Raw genomic sequence first — 20,453 nt, forward strand, 5'->3', positions numbered from 1 at the left:
TCAGGACCGCAGGGTCGTCGACGGAGTCTCTCCGAACTCGCCCCGATACATCGCTGCGAAGCGTCCGAGGTTGGAGAACCCCCAGCGGGCGGCGATGGCCGCGACCGTGTCGACGGACGGGTCGGCGTGCCGCAGCTCCGCGCGGGCGGCATCCAGCCGCACTCGTCGGACGTACTGCATCGGTGTGCGCCCGGTCGCGGTACGGAACGCGTACTGCAGACCGCGCGGAGACAGTCGCGCCGCCTGCGCGATATCGGCGAGCGCGATCGGGCCGGTGGCATGCGCCTCGATGTACGCCTTCGCCCGGCGCACGGGAGCCGGGAGCGGCCGGGCCGGACGCCCCGCCGCGAGCGCCTCGGTGAAGCTGGATGGAAACGCCATCAGAGTCGCCTCGAGCAAGAGCGATCGCACCTGGTGCTCGATCAACGGCGTGCGCTCGGGGGCGCGGAGAAGGACGTCCCGCCCGTACTCCCACGTTCGCGTCCAGTAGCGCAAGCGCTGTTCCGAAAGCGGGGCGTGGCCGGTGGGACGCACGCGCAACGTGTCGTCACCGGTCAGCCGTCGTGCGACCTCGTCCACGTCGGCACGGGCGAACGACATCACCGTCCCCGCGATGCGACCCGAGAAGGCGATCTCCACCGGCCGGTCGACCACCAGGAACGGTACCGTCGTATCGACCCGTTCCTTCCGATAGGTCGCCCGAACACGCGGACCGGCGATGCGGCCGACGATCATCTGGTCGCCCGGGTCGGTGTCGACCACCATCATCGAACCGATCGTGTAGTCGCAGAATCCGAAGCCGGTGTCGGCAACACCGTGGAAGACGAACGCCGGTTGGATGCCGTCCGCGCGAGAGATACGGGTGCCCGGGAGAACGGTCTGCCACATCTCCTCTACTGTCGCGACGTCTCTGGTCTCCACATGCGTATGCTCCACGCAGGATTTCTAGATTCGCGTTGCGATTTGCGGATAGACCATTGCGCCGTGCGGTGATCTGTGGCATGGAATCGGTTCCATGCGCGGCGAAGATGCGTTCCCCGCTCGTGGGACCCATAATCGAAAAGCCTCCGCCGCCCCCGCGGCACGACCGATGGGACATTCCATGCCCTACCGCACGATGACGACGCTCCAGTCGTGGATCGATGACTTCCGCGCGCTCGGATACGACGACGCCGGGATCCTCCGTGTGATCCCGCAGGACGGCGAGGACGAGTCGGACACCGGCCTGATCGCCGCGCAGCTGCGCAGCGTCTCGACCACGTTCTATGTCGCGCCGGAGACCGAAGCGGGATCGACCGGCTGGGCGGTGACCTTCGAACCGCGCGAGAACGCCGCCCCCCTGGGCTCGGCGCGCGTCCTGGCGCTCTCGGGCGAGCTGGCGATGCTCTCGGCGTTGTGCACATTCCTCCAGGCGCGCGCCGAGGCGTTCGTCCACTCGCGCGCCTGAGCGCTCGCCGCAGGGGCGGAGGGGCGCTCGCCGCTGACGCGGGTCAGCGGGATGCCGCGCCGGCCGCTGTGAGACGTTCCAACGCCGCGGCCACGATGCGCGCCTCACCGGGATCCATCGTCGCGATCGCCGACTCGACCGCGCCGTCGAAAGCCCGCAGGGCCGACCACGGTGGCGCGTCCAGATCCACGGTCGCCGTGATGTGGTTCACCCGCCGGTCCACCACGTCCAGTTCGCGCTTCACCGCACCGCGCTGGACAAGACGGTCGATGAGGGTCGTCACTCCCGCCGACGTGATGCCCAGATGGTCGCGCACGTGCGACGGCCGGGCTCCGGGGTTCTGGGCGACGAAGAGCAATGCCTTGGCGTCAAGTTCGTTCAGCGACAGAGCTCGACGAGCCTCCGCGGCAGCGGCGCGACGCGCCTCGTCGTAGGCCAGAAGCGCACGACCCAGCTCGGAATCCGCGTCGGACGACGTCGGGGCGTCGAAGGAATTCTGCACGAGCCCTGATCGTACTCATGCCGTGACACCACCGTTGGCGCGCACGGCCGCGATCCGCGCTTTCTTCGGCCTGAGAGCGCGCAATGACAGCCGCTGCGCGCGTTGCACGCAGGATCGCCGTGCGCAAGGGTCGCGCGCCGCGGGCCGGATCGGGCCTAGACCGGGGAGCCCAACAGCACGACGGAAGGAGCGACCATGTCGCAGTTCAGCGCGTCGCACGACGGAGGCGCAGACGCGGGCGCGAAAGCGCAGACCGCCGCGCACGAAGCGGCCGGGGTCACGACGACAGCCCGGGGCGAAGCCGCCGGGGTCGCACGGACCGGCAAAGAGGAAGCCGTCGCCGTGGCCAGTGAGGCCAAAGCCCAGTTCTCAGAAATCCTCAGCCAGACCGGGCGCGAACTGTCCGATCAAGCGGCGAGTCAGCAGCAGCGCCTCGCGGCAGGAGCATCCACGTTCGGCGACGACCTGTCGCGGATGGCCGACGCGGATGAGGGGTCCGGCCTCGCCGGCGACCTCGTGCGGCGCATCGCGACGCACGCCTCGACGGCCGGTCAATGGTTGGCCGATCGCGAGCCGCAGGAGCTTCTGCAAGAGGTGCAGGCCTTCGCGCGGCGTCGCCCCGGAGCCTTCATTCTGGGCGCGGCCGTGGCGGGTCTCGTCGTCGGCCGGCTGAGCCGAGCGCTCGCGGCCGGGGCGACCTCGAGCGGATCGAGCTCGCGGACGTCCGGTTCCGCCGCGGTGGTCACGCCCACCGGTCCGCGGTTCGCCGAGGCCGATGCCGACGCGCGCGCCTCGGAGAGCATCGCGGGCGACACTCCCGTCTACAGCCGCTCGGCCCACCTCATCGACGGCAGCGGAGACGAGGTGCGCGATGACCGACCCGACACCGTCTGAGCAGCGCGCCGCCAACTCGTCCCTGGGCGAGCTCGTCGGCGAGGTCACGCGGGACATGTCGACCCTCATGCGGCAGGAGCTCACGCTCGCCAAGGCGGAACTGAAGGATTCGGCATCCAAGTCCGCGAAGGGAGCCGGTCTCCTCGGTGGCGCCGGGTACGCCGCGGGGATGGTCGTGCTCTTCCTGTCGCTCGCCCTCTGGGCGGCACTGGCCCAGTTGATGGGCTACGCCTGGTCCGGCGTGGTCGTGGCCGTGGTGTGGGCGATCGTGGCCGGCATCCTGTACGCGGTCGGCCGCGGCGAACTGAAGAAGGTGGAGGGCGCCCCGGTCACGGCCGAGACCCTCCGCGAGATCCCGGAAGCATTCAGCAGAAACGAGGAGAACCGATGACCGATTCACCGGAAGCCATCCGCGCCGAGATCGAGCGCACCCGCGAGACGCTCGGCTCCGACGTCGACGCCCTCGCCGACAAGGTGACGCCGTCCAAGATCGTGGACCGGCAGAAGAACAAGGTCCACCGCGCCATCGGCGACCTGAAGGACCGCCTGATGGGAGCGGCCGATGACACCGCCTCGGGCGCATCGGGCCTCGCCCACGGCGCGACCGACGCCGTCCACGGCGCCGCGCACGACGCGAAGGCGAAGGCCAAGGGCAACCCCCTGGCCGTGGGCCTCGTCGCCTTCGGTGTGGGTCTCGTGGTGGCATCCCTCATCCCGCCCACGCGGGCCGAGCGTGACGCCGCGGCCACCGTGAAGGACAAGGCTCAGCCGGTCGTCGACCAGGCCAAGGATCTCGCTCACGAGATCGTCGACGACCTGAAGGAACCGGCGACCGAAGCGGCGACCGCCGTCAAGGACCGGGCCACCGAGGCCGTGCAGCACGTCAAGGACGAATCCTCGTCGGCGGCGGAGACGGTGCGCGACCAGGCCCACGAGGCCGGCGACAACGTGCGCCAGGCCTGACAGACACCGCGGGACGGAGCACCGGGCTCGTTCCGTCCCGCGGTCCTGATCCGACGCGTCGGTCCTTCCCCCGAGGACCGGCGCGTCGATGTCGTTGTCGAGGCGTACGCGTTCACGCAATGGTCTTCGCGGCGTAACCCGTTACCGGGGGTGGACGCCTCAGCATGGGGAAACCGCATCCGCGGTGAACGATCCGGCACCGCACCGCGGCGCCCTCCCCGGAAAGCGACCGCGATGACCCGACCCGTGCGTGTGTTGTCCCTCTACGAGGGGTTCTTCGCCGGAGGAGCCCGCATCCTCCACTCCGACGTCGTGGCTGGCCTTGCCGCCGACGGGGGCCAGGATCACCGGGTGCTCTCGCTCACCTCCGCCGCCCGGAGGGACGCCTCGTTGCAGGACGCGCGAGACGACGCGCGGTTTCGGGCACTGCGCGCCGCCGGAGTGTCGATCGACATGTTCGATCGCGTCGCCGGGGACCACCCGATGACGCCCGAATCCTTCAGCCGGGCCGAGCTCGAGCACGCCGCCGCCGTCATCGCGGATGCCGACATCGTGCTCTCTCTGAAGGAGCAGCCGTTGAGTCTCATCGTCGCGCTGGACCGGGCCGGGATGCTCCCCGACCGCCCGACCGCCGCGTGCCTGCACCGCTCCGACCCCACGCACTCCGGCCCGGCCCTCGGCTGGCTCGTCGACGCGGGCGCATCGGGAGCGGTGTCGGCGACGATCTCGTGCGCGGCGTCGACCGCGCACGCGTACGCCCGCGCGGGGGTCTCGACGACGCACGCGTGGGTGATCGACAACGGCATCGACACGCGGCGGTTCCGCCCGGGGACGCGCGCGGAGCGACGCCGCATCCGGCTCGGCCTCGGCATCCCGGAGTCGGCACCGGTGGTGATGCTCGCGGCGCGCTTCGATGCGATGAAGGACCCCGGGCTGTTCCTCGACGCCGTCGCACGGCATTCGCGGCGACACCCCGGGTCCCACTACGTCCTGTGCGGTTCGGGCATGACATACGGCAACCCGGGGTTTGCGAGCCTCGTGGCGCAAGCGGGAATCGACCCGAGCGTGCCGGTGCACGCGCTCGGTCTGCGCGAGGACATGCCCGCGCTCTATCGCATCGCCGACGTCGTGGCCCTTACGAGCGCATTCGGAGAGGCCTCGCCCCTGTGTCTCGCCGAGGGGGCCGCCTCCGGCGCGATCCCGGTGACCACCGACGTCGGCGACGCGGCGCGCGTCGTCGCGGGCTTCGGCATCGTGACCCCGCGGGATGCCGACGCGGTCTGCGCCGCGTGGCAGGAGGCCCTCCTCCATCGCCCGCGGCTGCGCTCGGCAGCCATCGCGGCGCGGGGTCGTCTGGATCGTCGGCGGATGATCGCCGACTACCGGGGCGCGATCGAAGGGCTCGTCCTCCCCGAGGTGATCGCCGCCTGACACCTCGCGGGCAGGCGCCCTCCTCGCGACGCGGGAGCTGTCAACCCTCGTGCGTGTTCGCGCCGGAGCGGGTGAAGTCGGAAGACCCCACCCCCCAGGAGGACGATATGGCTCAGCAGCCCGCTCAGCAGCAGGATGTGCCCGGTACGGACCGGGCGATGGATCCCCGACCCGACTACGGCGAGGACAGCTACCGCGGGTCCGGACGACTGGAGGGCAAGGTCGCCCTCATCACCGGCGGTGACAGCGGCATCGGCAAGGCCGTCGCCCTCGCCTTCGCCCGCGAAGGAGCGGACGTCGCGATCGCCTACCTGAACGAGCACGAGGATGCCGAAGAGGCCCGCCGGTTCGTCGAGGACGCGGGTCGTCGCGCCATCCTCCTCCCGGGAGACGTCTCGGATCCGCAGCACTGCCGCGACCTCGTCGCCCACACCGTCGACCAGCTCGGCGGCCTCGACGTTCTCGTGAGCAACGCGGCGTTCCAGATGAGCCACGAGACCCTCGAGGAGGTGTCGGACGACGAGTGGGACTACACCTGGGCCACCAACGTCAGCGCCTACTTCCACCTCGTCAAGGCGGCGCTCCCCCACTTGAAGGAGGGGGCCTCGATCATCGGATCCAGTTCGGTGAACTCCGACATGCCGAATCCGACGCTCCTGCCCTACGCCGCGACGAAGGCCGCGATCGCCAACATGACCGCCTCGCTCGCGCAGCTCCTCGGCGAGCGTGGCATCCGGGCCAACAGCGTCGCCCCGGGGCCGGTGTGGACTCCGCTCATCCCCGCCACCATGCCCGCGGAGGCCGTCGAGAGCTTCGGCGAGCAGACGCCGCTGGGCCGGGCCGGGCAGCCGGCCGAACTGGCGCCCGTCTACGTCCTGCTCGCCTCCGACGAGGGCAGCTACATCTCGGGGGCACGCGTGGCCGTAACCGGCGGCAAGCCGATCCTCTGACCTCGACCGCGGGCGTCCCTCGGTCAGCCGAGGGGCGCCCACGCGGCGACGGCGATGACCACCATGACCAGCAGCGCCACCGCGGCTTGCACGCACATCAGCACCGCGAAGATGTAGCCCTGGTACGAGCCGCGGCGCCCGGTCAGCCCGTTGACGGCGATCGCCGCGAAGATCGCGACCTGGAAGGCGATCCCGATCCACGCCCATGCGGCCACGACCGGGATCGAGAACGCGAAAAGGACGACGGCCACGAGCGCCAGGAGCCCGGATGCCACGACCCACACGCGCGGCGTAGGTCGGCGCACGGCATCCTGGTGGGTCACACGGGTGGGGTCGACATCGCTCATGGGGGGGCCTTCCGGTCGGTGGCGAACGGCCACCGTACGGTCGACGCGCCCTCGAATCGGAAGGGGTTGACACCCCGGACGAAACTCTCGGCACCATAGACGGCAGGGGCGGGTGACACCATCCCCGCCACCGACCGCCCCAACCGTGCCTACAGTGAGGCATGACCGCGAGCATCCTCTCGATCGGCACGGCCCTGCCCCGCACCCGTGTCGCCCAGTCGGCGCTGCGCGACCTGTTCGCCGCCCAGCCCGGATTCGATCGGCGCAGCCAGCGCCTGGTGGGTGCCGCGTTCGACGCCGCGGCCATCGACACCCGCCATACCGTGCTGCCGCAGCTGGCTGGCGCGGCGGCGGAGGGGGGACTCGCCGCGCGAGACGGCGACGCGCTGCTGATGCCCCCGACCGGTGCACGCAACGACGAGTACCGCCGTACCGCCCCCGCACTTTTCGCCGAAGCCGCCCGCGGCGCGATCGCCGGGTCGGGGCGCGATGCGGCAGCCGTCACGCACGTGGTGACCGTCTCGTGCACCGGCATGTTCGCTCCCGGACCGGATTACCTCCTCGTCCGTGATCTGGATCTCTCGCCGAGCGTCGAGCGCTATCACCTGGGCTTCATCGGGTGCGCCGCCGCCATCCCCGCCCTCCGCCTGGCGGCCCGCATCGTCGCCGCCGACCACGACGCCGTGGTGCTCGTCGCGGCAGCGGAACTGTGCTCCCTGCACTGGCAGACGTCGTCGCATCCGGATCAGATCGTCGCCGCGTCGGTGTTCGCCGACGGGGCCGCCGCGGCCGTCGTCGCCGCCGCGGAGGGCGGCCGCGCTGGTCTCGACCTGGAGGATTTCGCCACGTTCGTCACCGACGAGGGCGAGAAGGACATGGCGTGGACGGTCGGCGACTCGGGGTTCGAGATGACGCTCACCCCCGAGGTGCCGCGGATCATCGGGCGCGAGATCGCCGCGATCGCCGCCGACGTCCTGGGCGACCTCGCCGAGGTCGACGCGTGGGCCGTGCATCCCGGCGGGCGGAGCATCCTCGACCGCGTCGAGTCGGCGCTCGCCCTGGATGCCGCGGCGCTCGCCCCCTCGCGCGAGGTGCTGCGCGCCCACGGCAACATGTCCAGCGCCACGCTGCTGTTCATCCTGCGCGATCTCCTCGCCGACCCGGACCGGGCGGACGGCGATCGCGTCGCCGCCCTGGCGTTCGGGCCCGGCCTCACGGTGGAGGCGGCGCGCCTCGTGCTGCGTCGCCCGGTGGCGTGACGGCCGACCGGCGCTCCCGCGCCGCCGACCGCGGGGGTTTGTTCGGGCCCGGCCTGGACGCGCGCGACACGGTGGTCACCGAGTTGATGGACGACCCCGACTGCGATCCGCTCGCCCTTGCGGCGACCTATCGACGTTTCGACGTGGTGAACCGTCTCGTCTCGGCGTGGGGCCACGTGTACCGCACGCGCGTGCGCCCGCAGCTGAGCGCGCTCGGCCGACCCGCGCGAGTGCTCGACCTCGGCTGCGGCGGGGGCGATGTGGTGGCGCGCCTGGCAGCGCTCGCCGCCCGCGACGGCCTCGACGTGGAATGGGTGGGCGCCGACCCCGACCCCCGCGCGCTCGACGCTGCTCGGGAGCGGGAGCGCCCCGGGCTCGTCTTCACCGCGCAAGGGTCGAGGGAACTCCTGGCGGCCGGCGAGACGTTCGACCTCGTGCTCTCGAACCATGTTCTGCACCACCTCGACGCCGCCGGTCTCGCGGCGTTCGCCGAGGACTCCCGGGCGCTGTCACGCGGGTCGGTGCTGCACGCCGACATCGCCCGCGGACGCCTTGCCTACGCCCTGTACGCGGTCGGCGTCGCTCCCCTCGCGGCGGGGACCCTCCTGCGCGTTGACGGGCTGCGCTCGATTCGTCGCAGCTACCGGGCTCCGGAGCTCGCGAACGCCTTGGGCGCCCCCTGGCGCGTGGAGACCCCGGCACCATTCCGTCTCCTCGCCACGGCGAAGGGGCACGCCCGTGCCTGAGGTGCTCGTGGTCGGAGCGGGCCCCGTGGGCCTCGCGCTCGGCGCCGATCTCCGCGCGCGCGGCATCGATGTCGAGATCCTGGAGCGACGGACGGGCATCGACGACGGCACGCGGGCGATCGGCATCCATTCCCCCGCCCTGGCCCTGCTCGAGGTGTCGGGCGCGACCGACGCGCTGCTCGAGCGGGCGGTGACCATCCGTCGCGGCGAAGCGCGGGCCGACGGGCGACTGCTCGCCGCGATCCGCTTCGATCGGCTACGCGCACGGCACCCCTACGTCGCCGCGCTCCCCCAGGCCGACACCACGGCGGTTCTGACGGCTCTGGCCCCTCCCGTGCGCCGAGGCGTCCAGGTCACGGCCGTCGTCGACGACGGAGCGGGGGTGCGCGTCGAGACGGACGAGGGTGACGTTCGCGCGGGTCTGGTCGTCGTGGCATCCGGATGGTCGGGTCGAAGCCTCGTCTACCGCCCCGGCGCCGTCCACACGCGGCACTACCCCGATCGTTACGCGATGGTCGACACGGTCGGCGCCGGTGGGCCCACGGCCCTCGTTCACCTCGAGCGCGACGGAGTGATCGAGTCGTTCCCGCTGCCCGGCGGCCGACGCCGCGTGGTGGCATGGACGGGGCGCGACGAGGTGGCGGATGCCGCGGGCTTCCTCCGCGACGCCGTCGCCGCCCGCACCGGTGTCGACATCGACACGGCGGGCGCCTCGACGTTCCGGGTGCGGCGGGCGGTCGCGCCGGCGCTGCGGCGAGGACGGGTGTTCGTCGTCGGAGACGCGGCGCACGAAGTGAGTCCGATCGGCGGTCAAGGCATGAACCTCGGCCTTCTCGACGCCCTGACGCTCAGCCCGCTCCTCACAGCATGGGTGCGATCGGGGCGCGATGACGGCCTCGCCCGGTGGGAGGGCGACCGGCTCGCCTCGGCACGGCACGCGGCACGGCTGGCGGCACTGAACACGGTGCTCGGTCGGGCGGCCGGCCCGACCGCGCACGCGGCACGATCGCTTGCGCTGCGCACGGTCCTGCGCGGCCCCGGCGCCGAGGCGTTCGCACGGGCGTACGCCATGCGCTTCGACCGCGCGGCGCGCGACTGACGGGCGTCCCGCCCGAGAGACCGGTGCTGCGACGCCCGCGCGATCCGTGCGCGGCCTGCTCGATCGCCCCCTCAGGCCAGCACGAGCTGCGCCGCCAGCAGCAGCGCCGCCAGCATCGTCACCCGGAACACGGCGCGCCCGGGCGGGCGCCGCAGCGCCAGCACGACGGTGGCCGCGGCGGCCGCAACGACCGCCGCGAAGAAGGCTCCGGCCAGCGGGGAGGGCGCCCCGGTCGGACCGACGAGCACGGCGAGTCCCCCGACAACGATCCCGGCGGCCGCGACGAGCACCGATGCGCGGGCACCAAGACGGTGCGGGAGCCCGCGCACCCCGGTCCGACGATCGTCGTCGAGGTCGCGGACGACGTTGGTCAGATGCACCGCCGCGCCGAGTGCGGCGCCAGCGAGCGACGCCCAGGGGGCGGCCAGGCCGGGCGCGGGGAGCGACAGCGTCGCGAACGAGGGGAACAGCCCGAAGCTCAACAGGAACGGCGCGATCGAGAACGGCGTCGACTTGAGCCCAGCGTTGTAGGCCCACGCCGAGGCGAGGGCGACGGCATGCGCGGCCAGCAGGCCCGCACCCAGGGGCGCCGAGAGAGCGACGGCGACGACGGCGGATGCCACGGCCACCGCGAGCGCGAGCTCCGGGGTGACCGCTCCCCCGGCGATGGGCTTGTCGAGACGACCCACCGCGGCGTCGCGGGCGCCGTCGATCGCGTCGTTCGACAGCCCGACCGACACCTGACCGGCGAAGACGGCCGTGACCAACAGGGCGAGACGGAGCGGTTCGACACCCGCCGCGATGCCCAGGGCGAGCGAGAGCACCGTGACCACCAGCGTGGGCCCGGGGTGGGTGGCGCCCCACAGGGCTCGCACGAGGTGGGGCCGGGCGGGAGGGCGGGGCACGGCATCCATCACGCGACGACGCTACCGCGAGGCAGACCGTCCGGGACGGCGCCCGGGGTCACGAGGCCACGGATGCCGACCCTTCGAGCGGACGCGAGGTGCCGCGTCACCGACGCCGCAGAATCCGCCGTCCCACGGCCACGACGCCGATTACGCCGAGGATCCACGGGCCGGCGACCAGCAGCGGGTCGATCCACTGGTGACGGGCGTCCACGCGCCCGAGCCGGTCGCCGAGCGGCGACCAGTGACGCTCGGCGAGCACGCCGGTCTCGGTGATCGGGTTGTCGGGATGCCGCGACAGCAGCGATCGCAGGTGTGCACCACCGGCATCCACGCGGTCGGCCGCGAGGAGGAGCAGCCAGTGCGCAGCGCGGGCCTCGCTGAAGCGGGCGTAGGCGTAACGACGGATCGCGCCGGAGACGCCGTGCAGCGGCTGGGCGGTTCCGAAGACGGGCGTGAGGCGGCCGTGCTCGATGGATCGCTCGCGTCCACCGGGGGGCTCGGGCTGCTCATCGGGGAACGCCCAGTGGGCATTGAGATCGAGTCGCTGCTCCTTCGGGAATGACGGCCGGTCGGCCGGGTCGAGGTCGGCGCCCCACCCGGGGATGCGGGCGCGCAGCTCGTCGGCACTCGGCGGGGGCGTGGGCTTTTCGGCGGTGTAGGCCATGATTGCGACTCCTCTCAGGTGGTCGGCGGGAGGACGGCGGCCTTCACGAGACCGTCGATCTTCGCCGAGACCATGTGGTAGCCCTCGGCGATGTGCTCGAGGGGGATGCGGTGGGTGATGAGTTCGCGGGGCGAGACGTGCCCCGCACGGATGTGCTCGAGCAGACGCGGCCACTGCCGGGCGACCGGCGCCTGGTTCGTGTGGATGGTCAGGCCCTTGTTCATCGCGTCGCCGAACTTCACGGCGCTGAACAACGGGCCGTAGGCGCCCATGACCGAGACGGTGCCGCCCTTGCGGACGGAGTCGATCGCCCAGTTCAGAGCGACGGGCGAACCGGCCTGCAGCTTGAGCTTCGCCCCGGTGAGGTGCTGCAGGAAGTGTCCGTCGGCCTCGGCTCCGACCGCGTCGATCACGACGTCGGCGCCGAGCCAGTCGGTCTGCTTCTTCAGCTCGACCACGATGTCGCGGTGCTCTCGGTAGTCGAGGGTCTCAGCCAGCGCGAACGATCGGGCCGCCTCGAGGCGCGCGTCGATCTGGTCGACGACGATCACGCGCCCCGCGCCCATGAGCCACGACGACCGGGCGGCGGCAAGACCCACGGGCCCCGCCCCGAACACCACGACGGTGTCGCCCTCGACGATGTCGCCGAGCTGCGCGCCGAAGTAGCCGGTCGAGAAGGCGTCGGTGAGCAGGAGCCCGTCCTCGTCGTGCAACCATTCGGGGATGACTCGCGGCCCGACGTCGGCGAACGGCACGCGCACCATCTCGGCCTGACCGCCGTCGAAGCCACCGGCGGTGTGCGAATAGCCGTAGATGCCGCCGACCGCGGTGGCGTTCGCGTTGACGTTGTGGCAGTTGCTCAGAAGCCCCCGCGCGCAGAAGAAGCACGTTCCGCACGCGATGTTGAAGGGCACCATGACGCGGTCGCCCACCGAGAGATTCTGCACCGACGAACCCACGTCCACCACGCTGCCGATGAACTCGTGCCCGAAGGTGTGCCCGACACGGGTGTCGGGGATCAGGCCGTGGTACAGGTGCAGGTCCGACCCGCAGATCGCGGCCCGCTCGACGCGGACGATCGCGTCGTTCGGATGCTCGATACGTGGATCGGGCTTGTTCTCGACGCGCACCTTGTACGGTCCGCGGTAGGTCATCGCTCTCATGCGTGCTCTCATTTCGTGGGTCGGGGGGTCTTGTCAACGGGCTCGGCCCGCGGCATCCGGTCGTCGCGCGCGGTGGTCTCAGTGGGGGCCCGTCGCGCGCGCGTTGAGCACGGCGTGCTCGACCCCGCCGGTCCACGGGTCGCCGTGCCCGGGGAGGAGCGTGCCGGCTCCCGTCGGGGTCAGCGCGGCGAGCACCGAGAGCGCGGCCGCACTGTCAGCCGTGGCGGCGCGGGCGACGATCTGCGGCCCTGCCCGGCCGGTGTACGGGTCAAAGGTGACGAGCGCGTCGCCGGTGAAGAGCAGATCTCGGTCGGGCAGGTGGAACGCCATGTGGCCGTACGTGTGACCCGGCGTGGGGATGGGGACGAGACCGCCCAGCAGGGGTGCCCCGGGGCGGATGTCGCCGAGCGCCTCGGCGCCGCGGACGGACAGCGCACCCGCACGGGCCATCCGGGCCAAGACAGGGATGCCGCCAGGGTGGCGCAGCGGGTACAGCGCGCGCGAGGCCTCGCGATCGTACCGGTAGGGATGCCGCACGAGGGGGACGTCGGCCTCGTTGACGTGGATCGGCACGTGGTGCACCCGTTGCAGACGGTCGACCGTGCCGACGTGGTCGAAGTGGCCGTGCGAGAGGACGACCGACACGAGGTCGTCGGGGCCGCTGCGGTGAGCGGCCAACGCCGCCACGAGGTACGGCCAGCTGCGCGGCAGCCCCGCGTCGATGAGCACGAGGCCGTCGTCGGTGTCGACGAGGAAACTGTTGGTGAGGGCGCGCGTGATCATGAGCACGCCGTCGGCAACCTCTCTCACGCCGTCGGGCGTGCGCCCGAGTTCCGTGTGTGTACTCGACATGCCGCACACCCTCCGCGCGGAGGCCACCGGCCGCACACGGGGTTGCGGGGGCGCCGACGTGCTGTTATCTCGTCACCGCCCGTGGCATCCGCTCGCCGGCATCCCCACCGTCAACCCCCTCCGATCTCGCCCCGCCGCCGCCTACTGTCGCGGCACACGTGACGAGCCACCGGGGCTGCGCGCGAAGGGGGCAGCATGGTTCGGGTCGTCGTCATCACCGGGGGATCCCGAGGGATCGGGCGCGCGGCCGCGCTGCGCTTTGCTCGCCGCGATACCCGTCTCGTGCTCGTCGCGCGCGACGAGGTCGCCCTCGCCTCCGCCGCCGAGGCCTGCCGCCGTCGCGGTGCCGAGGTGCTCACCCTCGCCATCGACCTCGCGACCCCCGAGGGCCCGGCCCGGGCGACGGACGCCGCGATCGTCCGCTTCGGTCGCATCGATGTGTGGGTGGCTGCGGCATCCGTCTTCTCGTACGGGTCGGTCGAAGACACACCGGATGCCGTGCGCGACCGGGTCGTCGAGACGAACCTCGTCGGCCACATGCGCGCGGCCCGCGCCGTGCTCCCCCACTTCCGGGCGCGCGGCGGCGGCACCATCGTCTTCGTCGGCTCGCTGTACTCCCAGGTCGCGGGCCCGTACGTCTCGTCGTACGTGGCGGCGAAGCACGGTCTGCTGGGCTTCGCGCGGTCGCTGCGCCAGGAGATGCTCGCGCACCGCGGCATCCGCGTGAGGGTCGTGCTGCCGGCGAGCATCGACACGCCGATCTACCAACGCGCCGCGAACTACACCGGTCGCACACCGTTCCCCCTGCCCCCCGTGGTCTCGGCGGACCGCGTCGCACGCGCGATCGTGCGCGTCACACGCGGGCGGCGGCTCGAGGTCGGCGTGGGCGCGGCGCAGTTCGTGACCCGCCCGCTGCAGGCGATCGCTCCGCGCGTGTACGACCGATTCATCCGCGCACTGCAACGCACCCTCGGCCTTCGCCGAAGGCCCGCCGCCCCGACTCCGGGCGCGGTGCTCGCGCCACAGCATGACCCGGGCGCGGTGAGTGGCAGCTGGCCCCGGGTTCCCGTCCGCCGCCCGCGCTGACGAACCCCGGATGCCAGGGCACCCGGGGTTACGTCAGCTCAGGACGTCTCGAAGCCCTCGCGCTGGGTGTTCTCGTCGGCGACGCGCACGCCCCAGCGGTACGACAGCTTGCCGCCGAGCCACCCCGAGACGGACAGTCCGGCGGCGGCGATCAGACTGAGCGCCAGCGCCACGCCCGGAACGCGACCGAGATCGAGCATGCGCACGAACAGGCCGATCGAGAACAGCACCATCGCGGTGACGTTCAGGGTCAGGTGCACCAGGGCCGTCCGATGCGCGGGTGTGCCCTTCGGAATGCGGGACAAGTCCAGAAGGCCGAGCACCGAGGCTCCCACCGCCCCGCCCAATCCGATCGCGATGAGCCACCGCGACCCCGTCGCAAAGGACCGCGGGTCATCGGCGGCGACACCGAGCAGGTCGAACACGAGGCTCGACGACCACGCGCCGATCGGAATCGTCACGGCCACCGGGTGGAAGGGGTGTCCGTACGGTCCTGCCACGATCGTGCGCGGCACCTTCGCGGCCCGCATCGCGGGGAAGCTCGCTCCGCTGCGCGGTGCCGCGGCCATCGAGGGCCCCGGCACCGCGGCATCCGCCCCGCTCATTCCTTGTGCAGCGCGTCCTGCGCGCGGCCGGCGAGCTTCTCCACGGTGTTGGGGAGCTCGGTGGTGCCGTAGAACCGCACATCGGGGTGCGTGGGCGGCGGCATCGGCACGCCGGGTTCGGGAGACGCGAGGTAGGTGAACTCGCCCTTTCCGTCGGGCGTCGGTCCCGACGCCCAGCGCCCCTCGGCGGCCGCAGCCCCGTCGGAGAAGTTGATGTACTGGTACGACACGTCCCGATCCTCCTTCTCGAGCGGGAAATTGCTCGGCACGGGGAGGCTCTCGTACCCCTCCTCCTGCAGCTCGGCCGCAGCAGCCGCCCACTGGTTCTGGTGCATGGTGTCGCGGGCGAGGAGGAAGGCGAGCAGATCCTTGACGCCGTGGTCGTCGGTCTGGTGGTAGAGACGCGCGACCTGCACGCGCCCCTGCATCTCGGCGTTGGCATTGGCGGTGAAGTCCGCGAGCAGGTTGCCGCTGGCCGTGATGAAGCTGCCCTGCCACGGGTTGCCGTTGGAGTCGACCGGACGCGCACCCGCTCCCGCGACGATGCCGTGCTGGATGTCGGTGCCACCGATCACCGCGGCCACCGTGGGGTCGTCCTGCACGGCTTCCTCGGTGATGCCGAGCGGCGATTTCTCGAGCAGCTGCGCGATCATGATCGCGAGCATCTCGACGTGCCCCATCTCCTCCGCACCGATCCCGAACACGAGGTCGCGGTACTTGCCGGGCATGTGCATGTTCCACGCCTGGAACTGGTACTGCATCGCGACGGAGATCTCGCCGTACTGTCCGCCGAGCACCTCCTGAAGCTTGCGCGCGTAGACCGCGTCCGGCTTGTCGGGGGTGGCCTTGTGCTGGAGTTCTTGCCGGTGGAAGTACATCGCTCTCCTTCGTCGTCTCCGGATGCCGTCCAGGGGCCGCAGCATCCGGGGCCTACGACACCGCGGCGCGCGGGGGTCCGGCACGGGGGTTGCGGCGGCGGGCCGACGGGAGCACAATCGCGCGACGAACTCTTGGCACTCTCCCCACGAGAGTGCTAATCTGATCCCAAGTTGAGTCACACAGACTCAACCTACGACCACCTCCGGATCCGGCATCCGGACCGATCGAAAAGGAGAAACGACCATGGCCGCTTACGACCCGTTCCGCGACCTCGACCGCCTCGCGTCGACGCTCCTCGACGCCCGACGCGGAGGACCCCGCCGCATGCCGATGGACCTCTATCGCGACGGCGATCACTACGTGCTTTCCGCTGATCTCCCGGGCGTGGATCCCGGCTCGGTCGACATCGATGTCGACGGTCAGCTGCTCACGATCCGGGCCGAGCGGACGCTCGCCGCCGGGGAAGGCGTGAAATGGATCACGCGCGAGCGCGAGACCGCCTCGTTCGTTCGCCAGCTGAACCTCGGTCAGGGGATCGACACGGATCGAATCAGCGCGTCGTACCGCAACGGCGTGCTGTCCGTGACGATTCCGGTGAGCGAGAAGGCCAAGCCGCGCCGTATCGCGGTGTCCACCGACGACTCCGACGACGTGATCGCCGCGCACGAGAGCGCTCCGCACCCGATCGAGCAGTGAGCACGAACGACGAGGGGGCACCCGACGCCGGTGGCCCCCTCGTCGCGTGCGCGTCGTTGTCAAGGGTCTCGGTGATCGCTCCCCTCGCCGCCAGAGTGCGGGGGTGTCCGTCACCTCCTCCTCCCCCGTTCTCTCCGACGCGGAAGGGGCGGACGATTCACCGCCCTTCTCCCCTCGCGGCCCGGTGAGCGCCGCGATCCTCCCGCACCTGTGCGGCGGCACGCCGACGGCCCACACCGCCCTCGCCGACGCCGCTGTGGAGGCCTCGCCCGACGTCGCCGCCGACGACGATCTGCAGCTCGCCCTCTTCGCGCTCTACGCCTCGGCCTACGGATCGATCCCCGCGTTCGCGCCCGATCTCGAATGGGACCCGTCGCTCATCGCGACCCGTCGCGTCATCGAGCGAGCCTTCGAAGCGACACTCCGCGATCGCGTGGCCGTCCCCGAGACGCCGGTGACGACGGCGGACGCCGTAGCCCGCTGCCTCTTCGCCCTGACCGCCGCCGACACCGGCCCGAGCCTCTCGCGCTACCTCGCGAAAAAAGCCACCCTCGACCAGGCGCACGAGCTCCTCGTGCATCGCACGGTCTACACCCTGCGCGAAGCCGACCCCCATTCGTGGGCCATCCCACGGCTGACGGGGCGCCCCAAGGCGGCGCTCGTGGAGATCCAGTCCGACGAGTACGGCGGCGGCAATCCGGAGCGCGTGCACGCCGAAATGTTCGCGCGCGCGGTCCGCGGCGCCGGACTCTCCGACGCCTACGGGGCCTACATCGACGACGTTCCCGCCGTCACCCTCGCCTCCCACAACACGATGTCGATGTTCGGGCTCAATCGCCGTCTGCTGGGGGCGATCGTCGGTCATCTCGCGGCGTTCGAGATGACGTCGTCGATCCCCAATCGCCTCTACGCCGAAGGGTTGCGGCGCCTCGGTTTCGGCGATGACGTGTGCGCGTACTTCGACGAGCACGTCGAAGCCGACGCGGTGCACGAGCAGATCGCCGCGCGCGACCTGGCCGGCGCACTCGCGGAGGATCGCCCCGACCTGCTCCCCGACATCCTCTTCGGCGCCGCCGCGTGCCTCGACGTCGATGGCAGGGTCGGCCGTCATCTGCTCGACGCGTGGTCGCGCGGGGAGTCGTCCCTGCGGCCCGAAGAGGGTCGATGATGGCGGATCCGGCTCGCATCACCGCCTATCCCGACGGCCCGTTCCTCGTGCGCGGAGAGGTCGACCTCCGCGACGCCGCGGACCGGCCCATCCCCAAGAACCGTCGCACGGTCGCGCTGTGCCGGTGCGGCCTGTCCACGATCAAGCCCTTCTGCGACGGGACGCACAAGGCCGCGGGATTCCGCACGGACGACTGATGCGCCTCGCGGCGGAGTACGTCCTGCCGCTTCGGTGGAGCGACGACGACGCGATCGGCGACCTCACGGACTACCTCGGCGAACTGGCGGGCTGGATCGACGTCACGGTGGTGGACGGGTCCGACGCGCCGCTCTTCGCCGCCCATGCCCGCGCCTTTCCGGGACTCGTCCGACACGTGCGCCCCGCCCTCGCGCACGGCGCCAATGGCAAGGTGCGCGGCGTCCTGACGGGTGTGGCCGTGGCCCGGCACGAGCGGATCGTCCTCGCCGACGACGACGTCCGCTACGACCGGGCGGGCCTGGATGCCGTGGTGTCGGCACTCGCGGATGCGGACCTGGTCGCTCCGCAGAACGTGTTCGATCCGCTGCCCTGGCACGCGCGATGGGACACCGGCCGCACGCTGCTCAACCGCGCTTTCCACCGCGATTACTCGGGCACGTACGGCATCCGGCGCTCCGTGCTGGAACGCACGGGCGGGTACGACCCCGATTGCTTGTTCGAGAACCTCGAGCTCGAACGCACCGTCCGCGCCGCCGGGGGCGTCGTGCGGCTTCGCCGTGACGTGTTCGTCGTGCGGCGCCCGCCCACGCTGTCGCACTTCCTCGGACAACGGGTGCGGCAGGCGTACGACAGTCTCGCGCAGCCACCTCGTCTGCTCCTCGAGCTGACCCTGCTCCCGACCATCGTGGCCCTGCGCCGCCGACGCGGGGTTCTTCTGCTGATCGCGCTCGGCGTCGTGGCCGCGGCGGAGGGCGGGCGCCGACGCGCGGGCGGTCGGGGCGTCTTCCGCCCCTCCGCGGCCCTGTGGGCGCCGGTGTGGGCGATCGAGCGGTCGGTGACGAGCTGGATCGCCGTCGGCGCGCGCGTACGGGGAGGGGTGCGTTACGCCGGAACGCGTGTCGCGCGCGCGGCGACGCCGCTGCGCGTCCTCCGCCGCCGCCACTCCCCCGGCGGCCTGTCCCGGAACGCAGGGCCGGTCAAGAGCGGGATCGCGGCGGACGGCGGCTAGATCGCACTCAGAGGTCTTCGGGGGCGAGGTCGCCCTGACCTTCTTCGCCCAGCTCCACGACGCCGGGGTCCTCCCCCTGCGAGTCCGTCCCCGTGGACTCGGGGTGGACATCCGCGAGGGGGATGTCGCTGTCGTCGGCGGGGATCTCCGCCGGGTCCGCTCCTGTCGCCGTGGCGGGATCAAGGTCCGCGGGGTCCGCACCCTCGTCGAGCGCGGTCGTGGCATCCCACTCCGCTTGCGCCGGATCCAGCGACGGGTCCGGCTCGATGGACGTGTCGCCGTCGCGGAGGGGCTGCACGCCGGTCACCGCATCCGGAGCCTGCGGAACGGTCGGGTCCGAGGAGACGGGGTCGATCGAAGCGTCGCTCATGGCGGAATCCTTTCGTCGTCCGCGATGCGGTATCGCGGGTCGCCGCGTCGGCGACTCCTCCATCCAACGGCGGTACTCGCAGCGTTCCCGCCCCCTTGACACCGCCTGGACCCGCCCCGTACTCCCGTGCTTTCGCTCTGAGGCCGAACCCTGGCGCGCGGCGTCCGACCGCACGTTGGACCCGCGAGCCGGAGGCAAGATATCCCGGATGCCACGGCGGTCGAGGCCGTGGAGGAGGGTCATATGGGGGAAGTCCTCACCGTACGCGCGACGGGCGCGAACGATGTCGAAGCGGTGTGGCGGCAGTTCGTTCCGGGCGCACGTCTGGATCACGTCGACCCCGACCGGGTGCGCTTCGACTGGTCGTCGATCGACTCCGGAACGTTCTCGCTCGTCCAGTACTCCCTCCGGGCCGACGTCCGCTCGTCGGTGCAGCTGGACGATCAGATCATGGCCTGCCAGCTCGCCGCCCTCGATGCCCGCTTGCGGGCGGAAGATCGCGACATCGATCCGCGGCAGCCCTGGCTCACCGGCGACGGGCCGATGCGCGCCCGCTGGAGCGGCACCGGCAAGGTGCGGGCATTCCTGTTCGACCGCACGTCCGCCGAGCGTGTCGCTCGCGCCGTCTCGGGCGACGACCGTCTCGTGCTGCGGACGATCGACTCGGTCGCGCGCGACCGGATGCTCGCGTCGCAGTGGGAACGCAGCTTCGGGTACGTGGCATCCGCCCTCGTCGCCGGCCACGAGCATCCGCTCGTCGCGGCGGAACTCGAGCGTCACGCGCTGCTGTCCACCCTCTCGGTCTTCTCGACCACCTACGGGGAAGCCGTCGATCACGCGACCCAGCGGGCCGCCGCACCGCGCACGGTGCGCCGGGCCCTCGCCTTCATCGATTCGCACGCGCATCGACCGATCACCATCGACGACGTCGCGACAGCGGCGGGGATCTCCACGCGCGGCCTTCAGCACGCCTTCCGCCGAGCCTTGGGCACGACGCCGTCCACTCACCTGCGAACGGTGCGCCTGACCGCGGCTCATCGCGACCTCGTGAGCGGCACCGACAGCGTCGGCGATGTCGCCCGCCGGTGGGGCTTTTCCAGTCCGTCACGATTCGCGAAGTTCTACCGCGACATGTACGGCCGGAACCCGAGCCAGACGGCACGAATGTTCTGACTCTCTTCGCATTCGGTGCCGTCGTGACGCACGGCGTCTGCGAA

Annotated in this window: 25 protein-coding genes; 15 read left to right on the plus strand and 10 right to left on the minus strand. The window is 71.7% G+C overall.

Annotation, left to right across the window (positions count from 1 at the left end):
• A complete protein-coding gene (locus tag P5G46_RS05015; protein ID WP_408905108.1) occupies positions 1-921 on the minus strand; it encodes a helix-turn-helix transcriptional regulator in 921 nt (306 codons plus the stop codon).
• A gap of 181 nt (positions 922-1,102) precedes the next feature.
• Between P5G46_RS05015 and P5G46_RS05020 the strand changes: the two genes are divergently transcribed.
• Positions 1,103-1,447 (plus strand): hypothetical protein, encoded by a 345-nt coding sequence (locus P5G46_RS05020; RefSeq protein WP_239276953.1) that lies wholly within the window; start codon positions 1,103-1,105, stop codon positions 1,445-1,447.
• A 43-nt stretch (positions 1,448-1,490) separates the two neighbouring features.
• Here P5G46_RS05020 and P5G46_RS05025 read toward each other — a convergent pair whose 3' ends face one another.
• Positions 1,491-1,949: a MarR family winged helix-turn-helix transcriptional regulator gene (locus P5G46_RS05025; protein ID WP_239276952.1), complete on the minus strand. Its 459-nt coding sequence runs from the start codon at positions 1,947-1,949 to the stop codon at positions 1,491-1,493.
• 195 nt (positions 1,950-2,144) lie between these two features.
• Here P5G46_RS05025 and P5G46_RS05030 point away from each other — a divergent pair, with 195 nt between their 5' ends.
• The 5 genes from P5G46_RS05030 (at position 2,145) to P5G46_RS05050 (ending at position 6,187) form a co-directional block, all read left to right on the plus strand.
• Positions 2,145-2,843: a hypothetical protein gene (locus P5G46_RS05030; protein WP_408905109.1), complete on the plus strand. Its 699-nt coding sequence runs from the start codon at positions 2,145-2,147 to the stop codon at positions 2,841-2,843.
• Positions 2,821-3,234, plus strand: a complete 414-nt coding sequence (locus P5G46_RS05035) for a phage holin family protein (protein WP_375095890.1) — start codon at positions 2,821-2,823, stop codon at positions 3,232-3,234. Before P5G46_RS05030 ends, P5G46_RS05035 begins: the two co-directional genes overlap by 23 nt.
• Entirely contained in the window at positions 3,231-3,806 is a 576-nt protein-coding gene (locus P5G46_RS05040) for a DUF3618 domain-containing protein (RefSeq protein ID WP_408905110.1), read from the plus strand. Before P5G46_RS05035 ends, P5G46_RS05040 begins: the two co-directional genes overlap by 4 nt.
• A gap of 234 nt (positions 3,807-4,040) precedes the next feature.
• A complete protein-coding gene (locus tag P5G46_RS05045) occupies positions 4,041-5,237 on the plus strand; it encodes a glycosyltransferase (RefSeq protein WP_408905111.1) in 1,197 nt (398 codons plus the stop codon).
• A 107-nt stretch (positions 5,238-5,344) separates the two neighbouring features.
• On the plus strand, positions 5,345-6,187 hold the full coding sequence (locus tag P5G46_RS05050; protein WP_375095893.1) for an SDR family oxidoreductase: 843 nt from the start codon (positions 5,345-5,347) through the stop codon (positions 6,185-6,187).
• Between the two features lie 23 nt (positions 6,188-6,210).
• Here the strand turns inward: P5G46_RS05050 and P5G46_RS05055 are convergent, their stop codons facing one another.
• Positions 6,211-6,534 (minus strand): hypothetical protein, encoded by a 324-nt coding sequence (locus P5G46_RS05055; RefSeq protein ID WP_408905112.1) that lies wholly within the window; start codon positions 6,532-6,534, stop codon positions 6,211-6,213.
• Between the two features lie 161 nt (positions 6,535-6,695).
• Between P5G46_RS05055 and P5G46_RS05060 the strand changes: the two genes are divergently transcribed.
• The 3 genes from P5G46_RS05060 (at position 6,696) to P5G46_RS05070 (ending at position 9,638) form a co-directional block, all read left to right on the plus strand.
• Positions 6,696-7,793, plus strand: a complete 1,098-nt coding sequence (locus P5G46_RS05060) for a type III polyketide synthase (protein ID WP_408905113.1) — start codon at positions 6,696-6,698, stop codon at positions 7,791-7,793.
• A gap of 86 nt (positions 7,794-7,879) precedes the next feature.
• A complete protein-coding gene (locus tag P5G46_RS05065) occupies positions 7,880-8,539 on the plus strand; it encodes a methyltransferase domain-containing protein (protein WP_375095985.1) in 660 nt (219 codons plus the stop codon).
• Positions 8,532-9,638 (plus strand): FAD-dependent oxidoreductase, encoded by a 1,107-nt coding sequence (locus P5G46_RS05070; RefSeq protein ID WP_408905114.1) that lies wholly within the window; start codon positions 8,532-8,534, stop codon positions 9,636-9,638. Before P5G46_RS05065 ends, P5G46_RS05070 begins: the two co-directional genes overlap by 8 nt.
• A gap of 71 nt (positions 9,639-9,709) precedes the next feature.
• Here P5G46_RS05070 and P5G46_RS05075 read toward each other — a convergent pair whose 3' ends face one another.
• The 4 genes from P5G46_RS05075 to P5G46_RS05090 all read right to left on the minus strand — a co-directional run bounded on the left by P5G46_RS05075 (position 9,710) and on the right by P5G46_RS05090 (position 13,225).
• Positions 9,710-10,552, minus strand: a complete 843-nt coding sequence (locus P5G46_RS05075; protein ID WP_375095986.1) for a UbiA family prenyltransferase — start codon at positions 10,550-10,552, stop codon at positions 9,710-9,712.
• Between the two features lie 97 nt (positions 10,553-10,649).
• The gene (locus tag P5G46_RS05080; RefSeq protein ID WP_408905115.1) at positions 10,650-11,210 is read right to left on the minus strand and encodes a hypothetical protein; all 561 of its coding nucleotides are present in this window, start codon (positions 11,208-11,210) and stop codon (positions 10,650-10,652) included.
• A 14-nt stretch (positions 11,211-11,224) separates the two neighbouring features.
• The gene (locus P5G46_RS05085) at positions 11,225-12,373 is read right to left on the minus strand and encodes a zinc-dependent alcohol dehydrogenase (protein WP_408905116.1); all 1,149 of its coding nucleotides are present in this window, start codon (positions 12,371-12,373) and stop codon (positions 11,225-11,227) included.
• Between the two features lie 78 nt (positions 12,374-12,451).
• Positions 12,452-13,225: an MBL fold metallo-hydrolase gene (locus P5G46_RS05090; protein WP_375095898.1), complete on the minus strand. Its 774-nt coding sequence runs from the start codon at positions 13,223-13,225 to the stop codon at positions 12,452-12,454.
• A gap of 195 nt (positions 13,226-13,420) precedes the next feature.
• On the opposite strand from P5G46_RS05090, the gene P5G46_RS05095 reads away from it, so the two are divergent.
• Positions 13,421-14,311: an SDR family NAD(P)-dependent oxidoreductase gene (locus tag P5G46_RS05095; protein WP_408905117.1), complete on the plus strand. Its 891-nt coding sequence runs from the start codon at positions 13,421-13,423 to the stop codon at positions 14,309-14,311.
• 38 nt (positions 14,312-14,349) lie between these two features.
• Here the strand turns inward: P5G46_RS05095 and P5G46_RS05100 are convergent, their stop codons facing one another.
• Entirely contained in the window at positions 14,350-14,895 is a 546-nt protein-coding gene (locus tag P5G46_RS05100; protein ID WP_408905118.1) for a DUF2231 domain-containing protein, read from the minus strand.
• A gap of 17 nt (positions 14,896-14,912) precedes the next feature.
• On the minus strand, positions 14,913-15,794 hold the full coding sequence (locus tag P5G46_RS05105) for a manganese catalase (protein WP_375095987.1): 882 nt from the start codon (positions 15,792-15,794) through the stop codon (positions 14,913-14,915).
• 244 nt (positions 15,795-16,038) lie between these two features.
• Between P5G46_RS05105 and P5G46_RS05110 the strand changes: the two genes are divergently transcribed.
• The 4 genes from P5G46_RS05110 to P5G46_RS05125 all read left to right on the plus strand — a co-directional run bounded on the left by P5G46_RS05110 (position 16,039) and on the right by P5G46_RS05125 (position 18,866).
• On the plus strand, positions 16,039-16,491 hold the full coding sequence (locus P5G46_RS05110) for an Hsp20/alpha crystallin family protein (RefSeq protein ID WP_239276938.1): 453 nt from the start codon (positions 16,039-16,041) through the stop codon (positions 16,489-16,491).
• Positions 16,492-16,594: 103 nt separating this feature from the next.
• Positions 16,595-17,659 (plus strand): iron-containing redox enzyme family protein, encoded by a 1,065-nt coding sequence (locus P5G46_RS05115; RefSeq protein ID WP_375095902.1) that lies wholly within the window; start codon positions 16,595-16,597, stop codon positions 17,657-17,659.
• Positions 17,659-17,856 (plus strand): CDGSH iron-sulfur domain-containing protein, encoded by a 198-nt coding sequence (locus tag P5G46_RS05120; RefSeq protein WP_408905119.1) that lies wholly within the window; start codon positions 17,659-17,661, stop codon positions 17,854-17,856. Before P5G46_RS05115 ends, P5G46_RS05120 begins: the two co-directional genes overlap by 1 nt.
• Positions 17,856-18,866: a glycosyltransferase family 2 protein gene (locus P5G46_RS05125; protein ID WP_408905120.1), complete on the plus strand. Its 1,011-nt coding sequence runs from the start codon at positions 17,856-17,858 to the stop codon at positions 18,864-18,866. The genes P5G46_RS05120 and P5G46_RS05125 overlap by 1 nt, the downstream gene beginning before the upstream one ends.
• Positions 18,867-18,873: 7 nt before the next feature.
• On the opposite strand, the gene P5G46_RS05130 is transcribed toward P5G46_RS05125, so the two are convergent.
• The gene (locus tag P5G46_RS05130) at positions 18,874-19,236 is read right to left on the minus strand and encodes a sugar ABC transporter ATPase (RefSeq protein ID WP_239276935.1); all 363 of its coding nucleotides are present in this window, start codon (positions 19,234-19,236) and stop codon (positions 18,874-18,876) included.
• A gap of 243 nt (positions 19,237-19,479) precedes the next feature.
• Here P5G46_RS05130 and P5G46_RS05135 point away from each other — a divergent pair, with 243 nt between their 5' ends.
• A complete protein-coding gene (locus P5G46_RS05135) occupies positions 19,480-20,409 on the plus strand; it encodes a helix-turn-helix transcriptional regulator (protein WP_375095905.1) in 930 nt (309 codons plus the stop codon).
• Positions 20,410-20,453: the final 44 nt, after the last annotated feature.

Origin of the sequence: Microbacterium mcarthurae, from assembly GCF_046064585.1 — a bacterium.
GTDB lineage: Bacteria > Actinomycetota > Actinomycetes > Actinomycetales > Microbacteriaceae > Microbacterium > Microbacterium mcarthurae.

Bases quoted from the DNA above. Each gene is read 5' to 3' on its own strand.
- P5G46_RS05065 (WP_375095985.1), top strand. From the start codon at position 7,880: ATGGACGACCCCGACTGCGATCCGCTCGCCCTTGCGGCGACCTATCGA.
- P5G46_RS05045 (WP_408905111.1), top strand. From the start codon at position 4,041: ATGACCCGACCCGTGCGTGTGTTGTCCCTCTACGAGGGGTTCTTCGCC.
- P5G46_RS05075 (WP_375095986.1), bottom strand. From the start codon at position 10,552: ATGGATGCCGTGCCCCGCCCTCCCGCCCGGCCCCACCTCGTGCGAGCC.
- P5G46_RS05135 (WP_375095905.1), top strand. From the start codon at position 19,480: ATGGGGGAAGTCCTCACCGTACGCGCGACGGGCGCGAACGATGTCGAA.
- P5G46_RS05030 (WP_408905109.1), top strand. From the start codon at position 2,145: ATGTCGCAGTTCAGCGCGTCGCACGACGGAGGCGCAGACGCGGGCGCG.
- P5G46_RS05125 (WP_408905120.1), top strand. From the start codon at position 17,856: ATGCGCCTCGCGGCGGAGTACGTCCTGCCGCTTCGGTGGAGCGACGAC.
- P5G46_RS05110 (WP_239276938.1), top strand. From the start codon at position 16,039: ATGGCCGCTTACGACCCGTTCCGCGACCTCGACCGCCTCGCGTCGACG.
- P5G46_RS05095 (WP_408905117.1), top strand. From the start codon at position 13,421: ATGGTTCGGGTCGTCGTCATCACCGGGGGATCCCGAGGGATCGGGCGC.
- P5G46_RS05055 (WP_408905112.1), bottom strand. From the start codon at position 6,534: ATGAGCGATGTCGACCCCACCCGTGTGACCCACCAGGATGCCGTGCGC.
- P5G46_RS05120 (WP_408905119.1), top strand. From the start codon at position 17,659: ATGGCGGATCCGGCTCGCATCACCGCCTATCCCGACGGCCCGTTCCTC.
- P5G46_RS05085 (WP_408905116.1), bottom strand. From the start codon at position 12,373: ATGAGAGCGATGACCTACCGCGGACCGTACAAGGTGCGCGTCGAGAAC.
- P5G46_RS05040 (WP_408905110.1), top strand. From the start codon at position 3,231: ATGACCGATTCACCGGAAGCCATCCGCGCCGAGATCGAGCGCACCCGC.
- P5G46_RS05050 (WP_375095893.1), top strand. From the start codon at position 5,345: ATGGCTCAGCAGCCCGCTCAGCAGCAGGATGTGCCCGGTACGGACCGG.
- P5G46_RS05130 (WP_239276935.1), bottom strand. From the start codon at position 19,236: ATGAGCGACGCTTCGATCGACCCCGTCTCCTCGGACCCGACCGTTCCG.
- P5G46_RS05060 (WP_408905113.1), top strand. From the start codon at position 6,696: ATGACCGCGAGCATCCTCTCGATCGGCACGGCCCTGCCCCGCACCCGT.
- P5G46_RS05080 (WP_408905115.1), bottom strand. From the start codon at position 11,210: ATGGCCTACACCGCCGAAAAGCCCACGCCCCCGCCGAGTGCCGACGAG.
- P5G46_RS05020 (WP_239276953.1), top strand. From the start codon at position 1,103: ATGCCCTACCGCACGATGACGACGCTCCAGTCGTGGATCGATGACTTC.
- P5G46_RS05090 (WP_375095898.1), bottom strand. From the start codon at position 13,225: ATGTCGAGTACACACACGGAACTCGGGCGCACGCCCGACGGCGTGAGA.
- P5G46_RS05035 (WP_375095890.1), top strand. From the start codon at position 2,821: ATGACCGACCCGACACCGTCTGAGCAGCGCGCCGCCAACTCGTCCCTG.
- P5G46_RS05105 (WP_375095987.1), bottom strand. From the start codon at position 15,794: ATGTACTTCCACCGGCAAGAACTCCAGCACAAGGCCACCCCCGACAAG.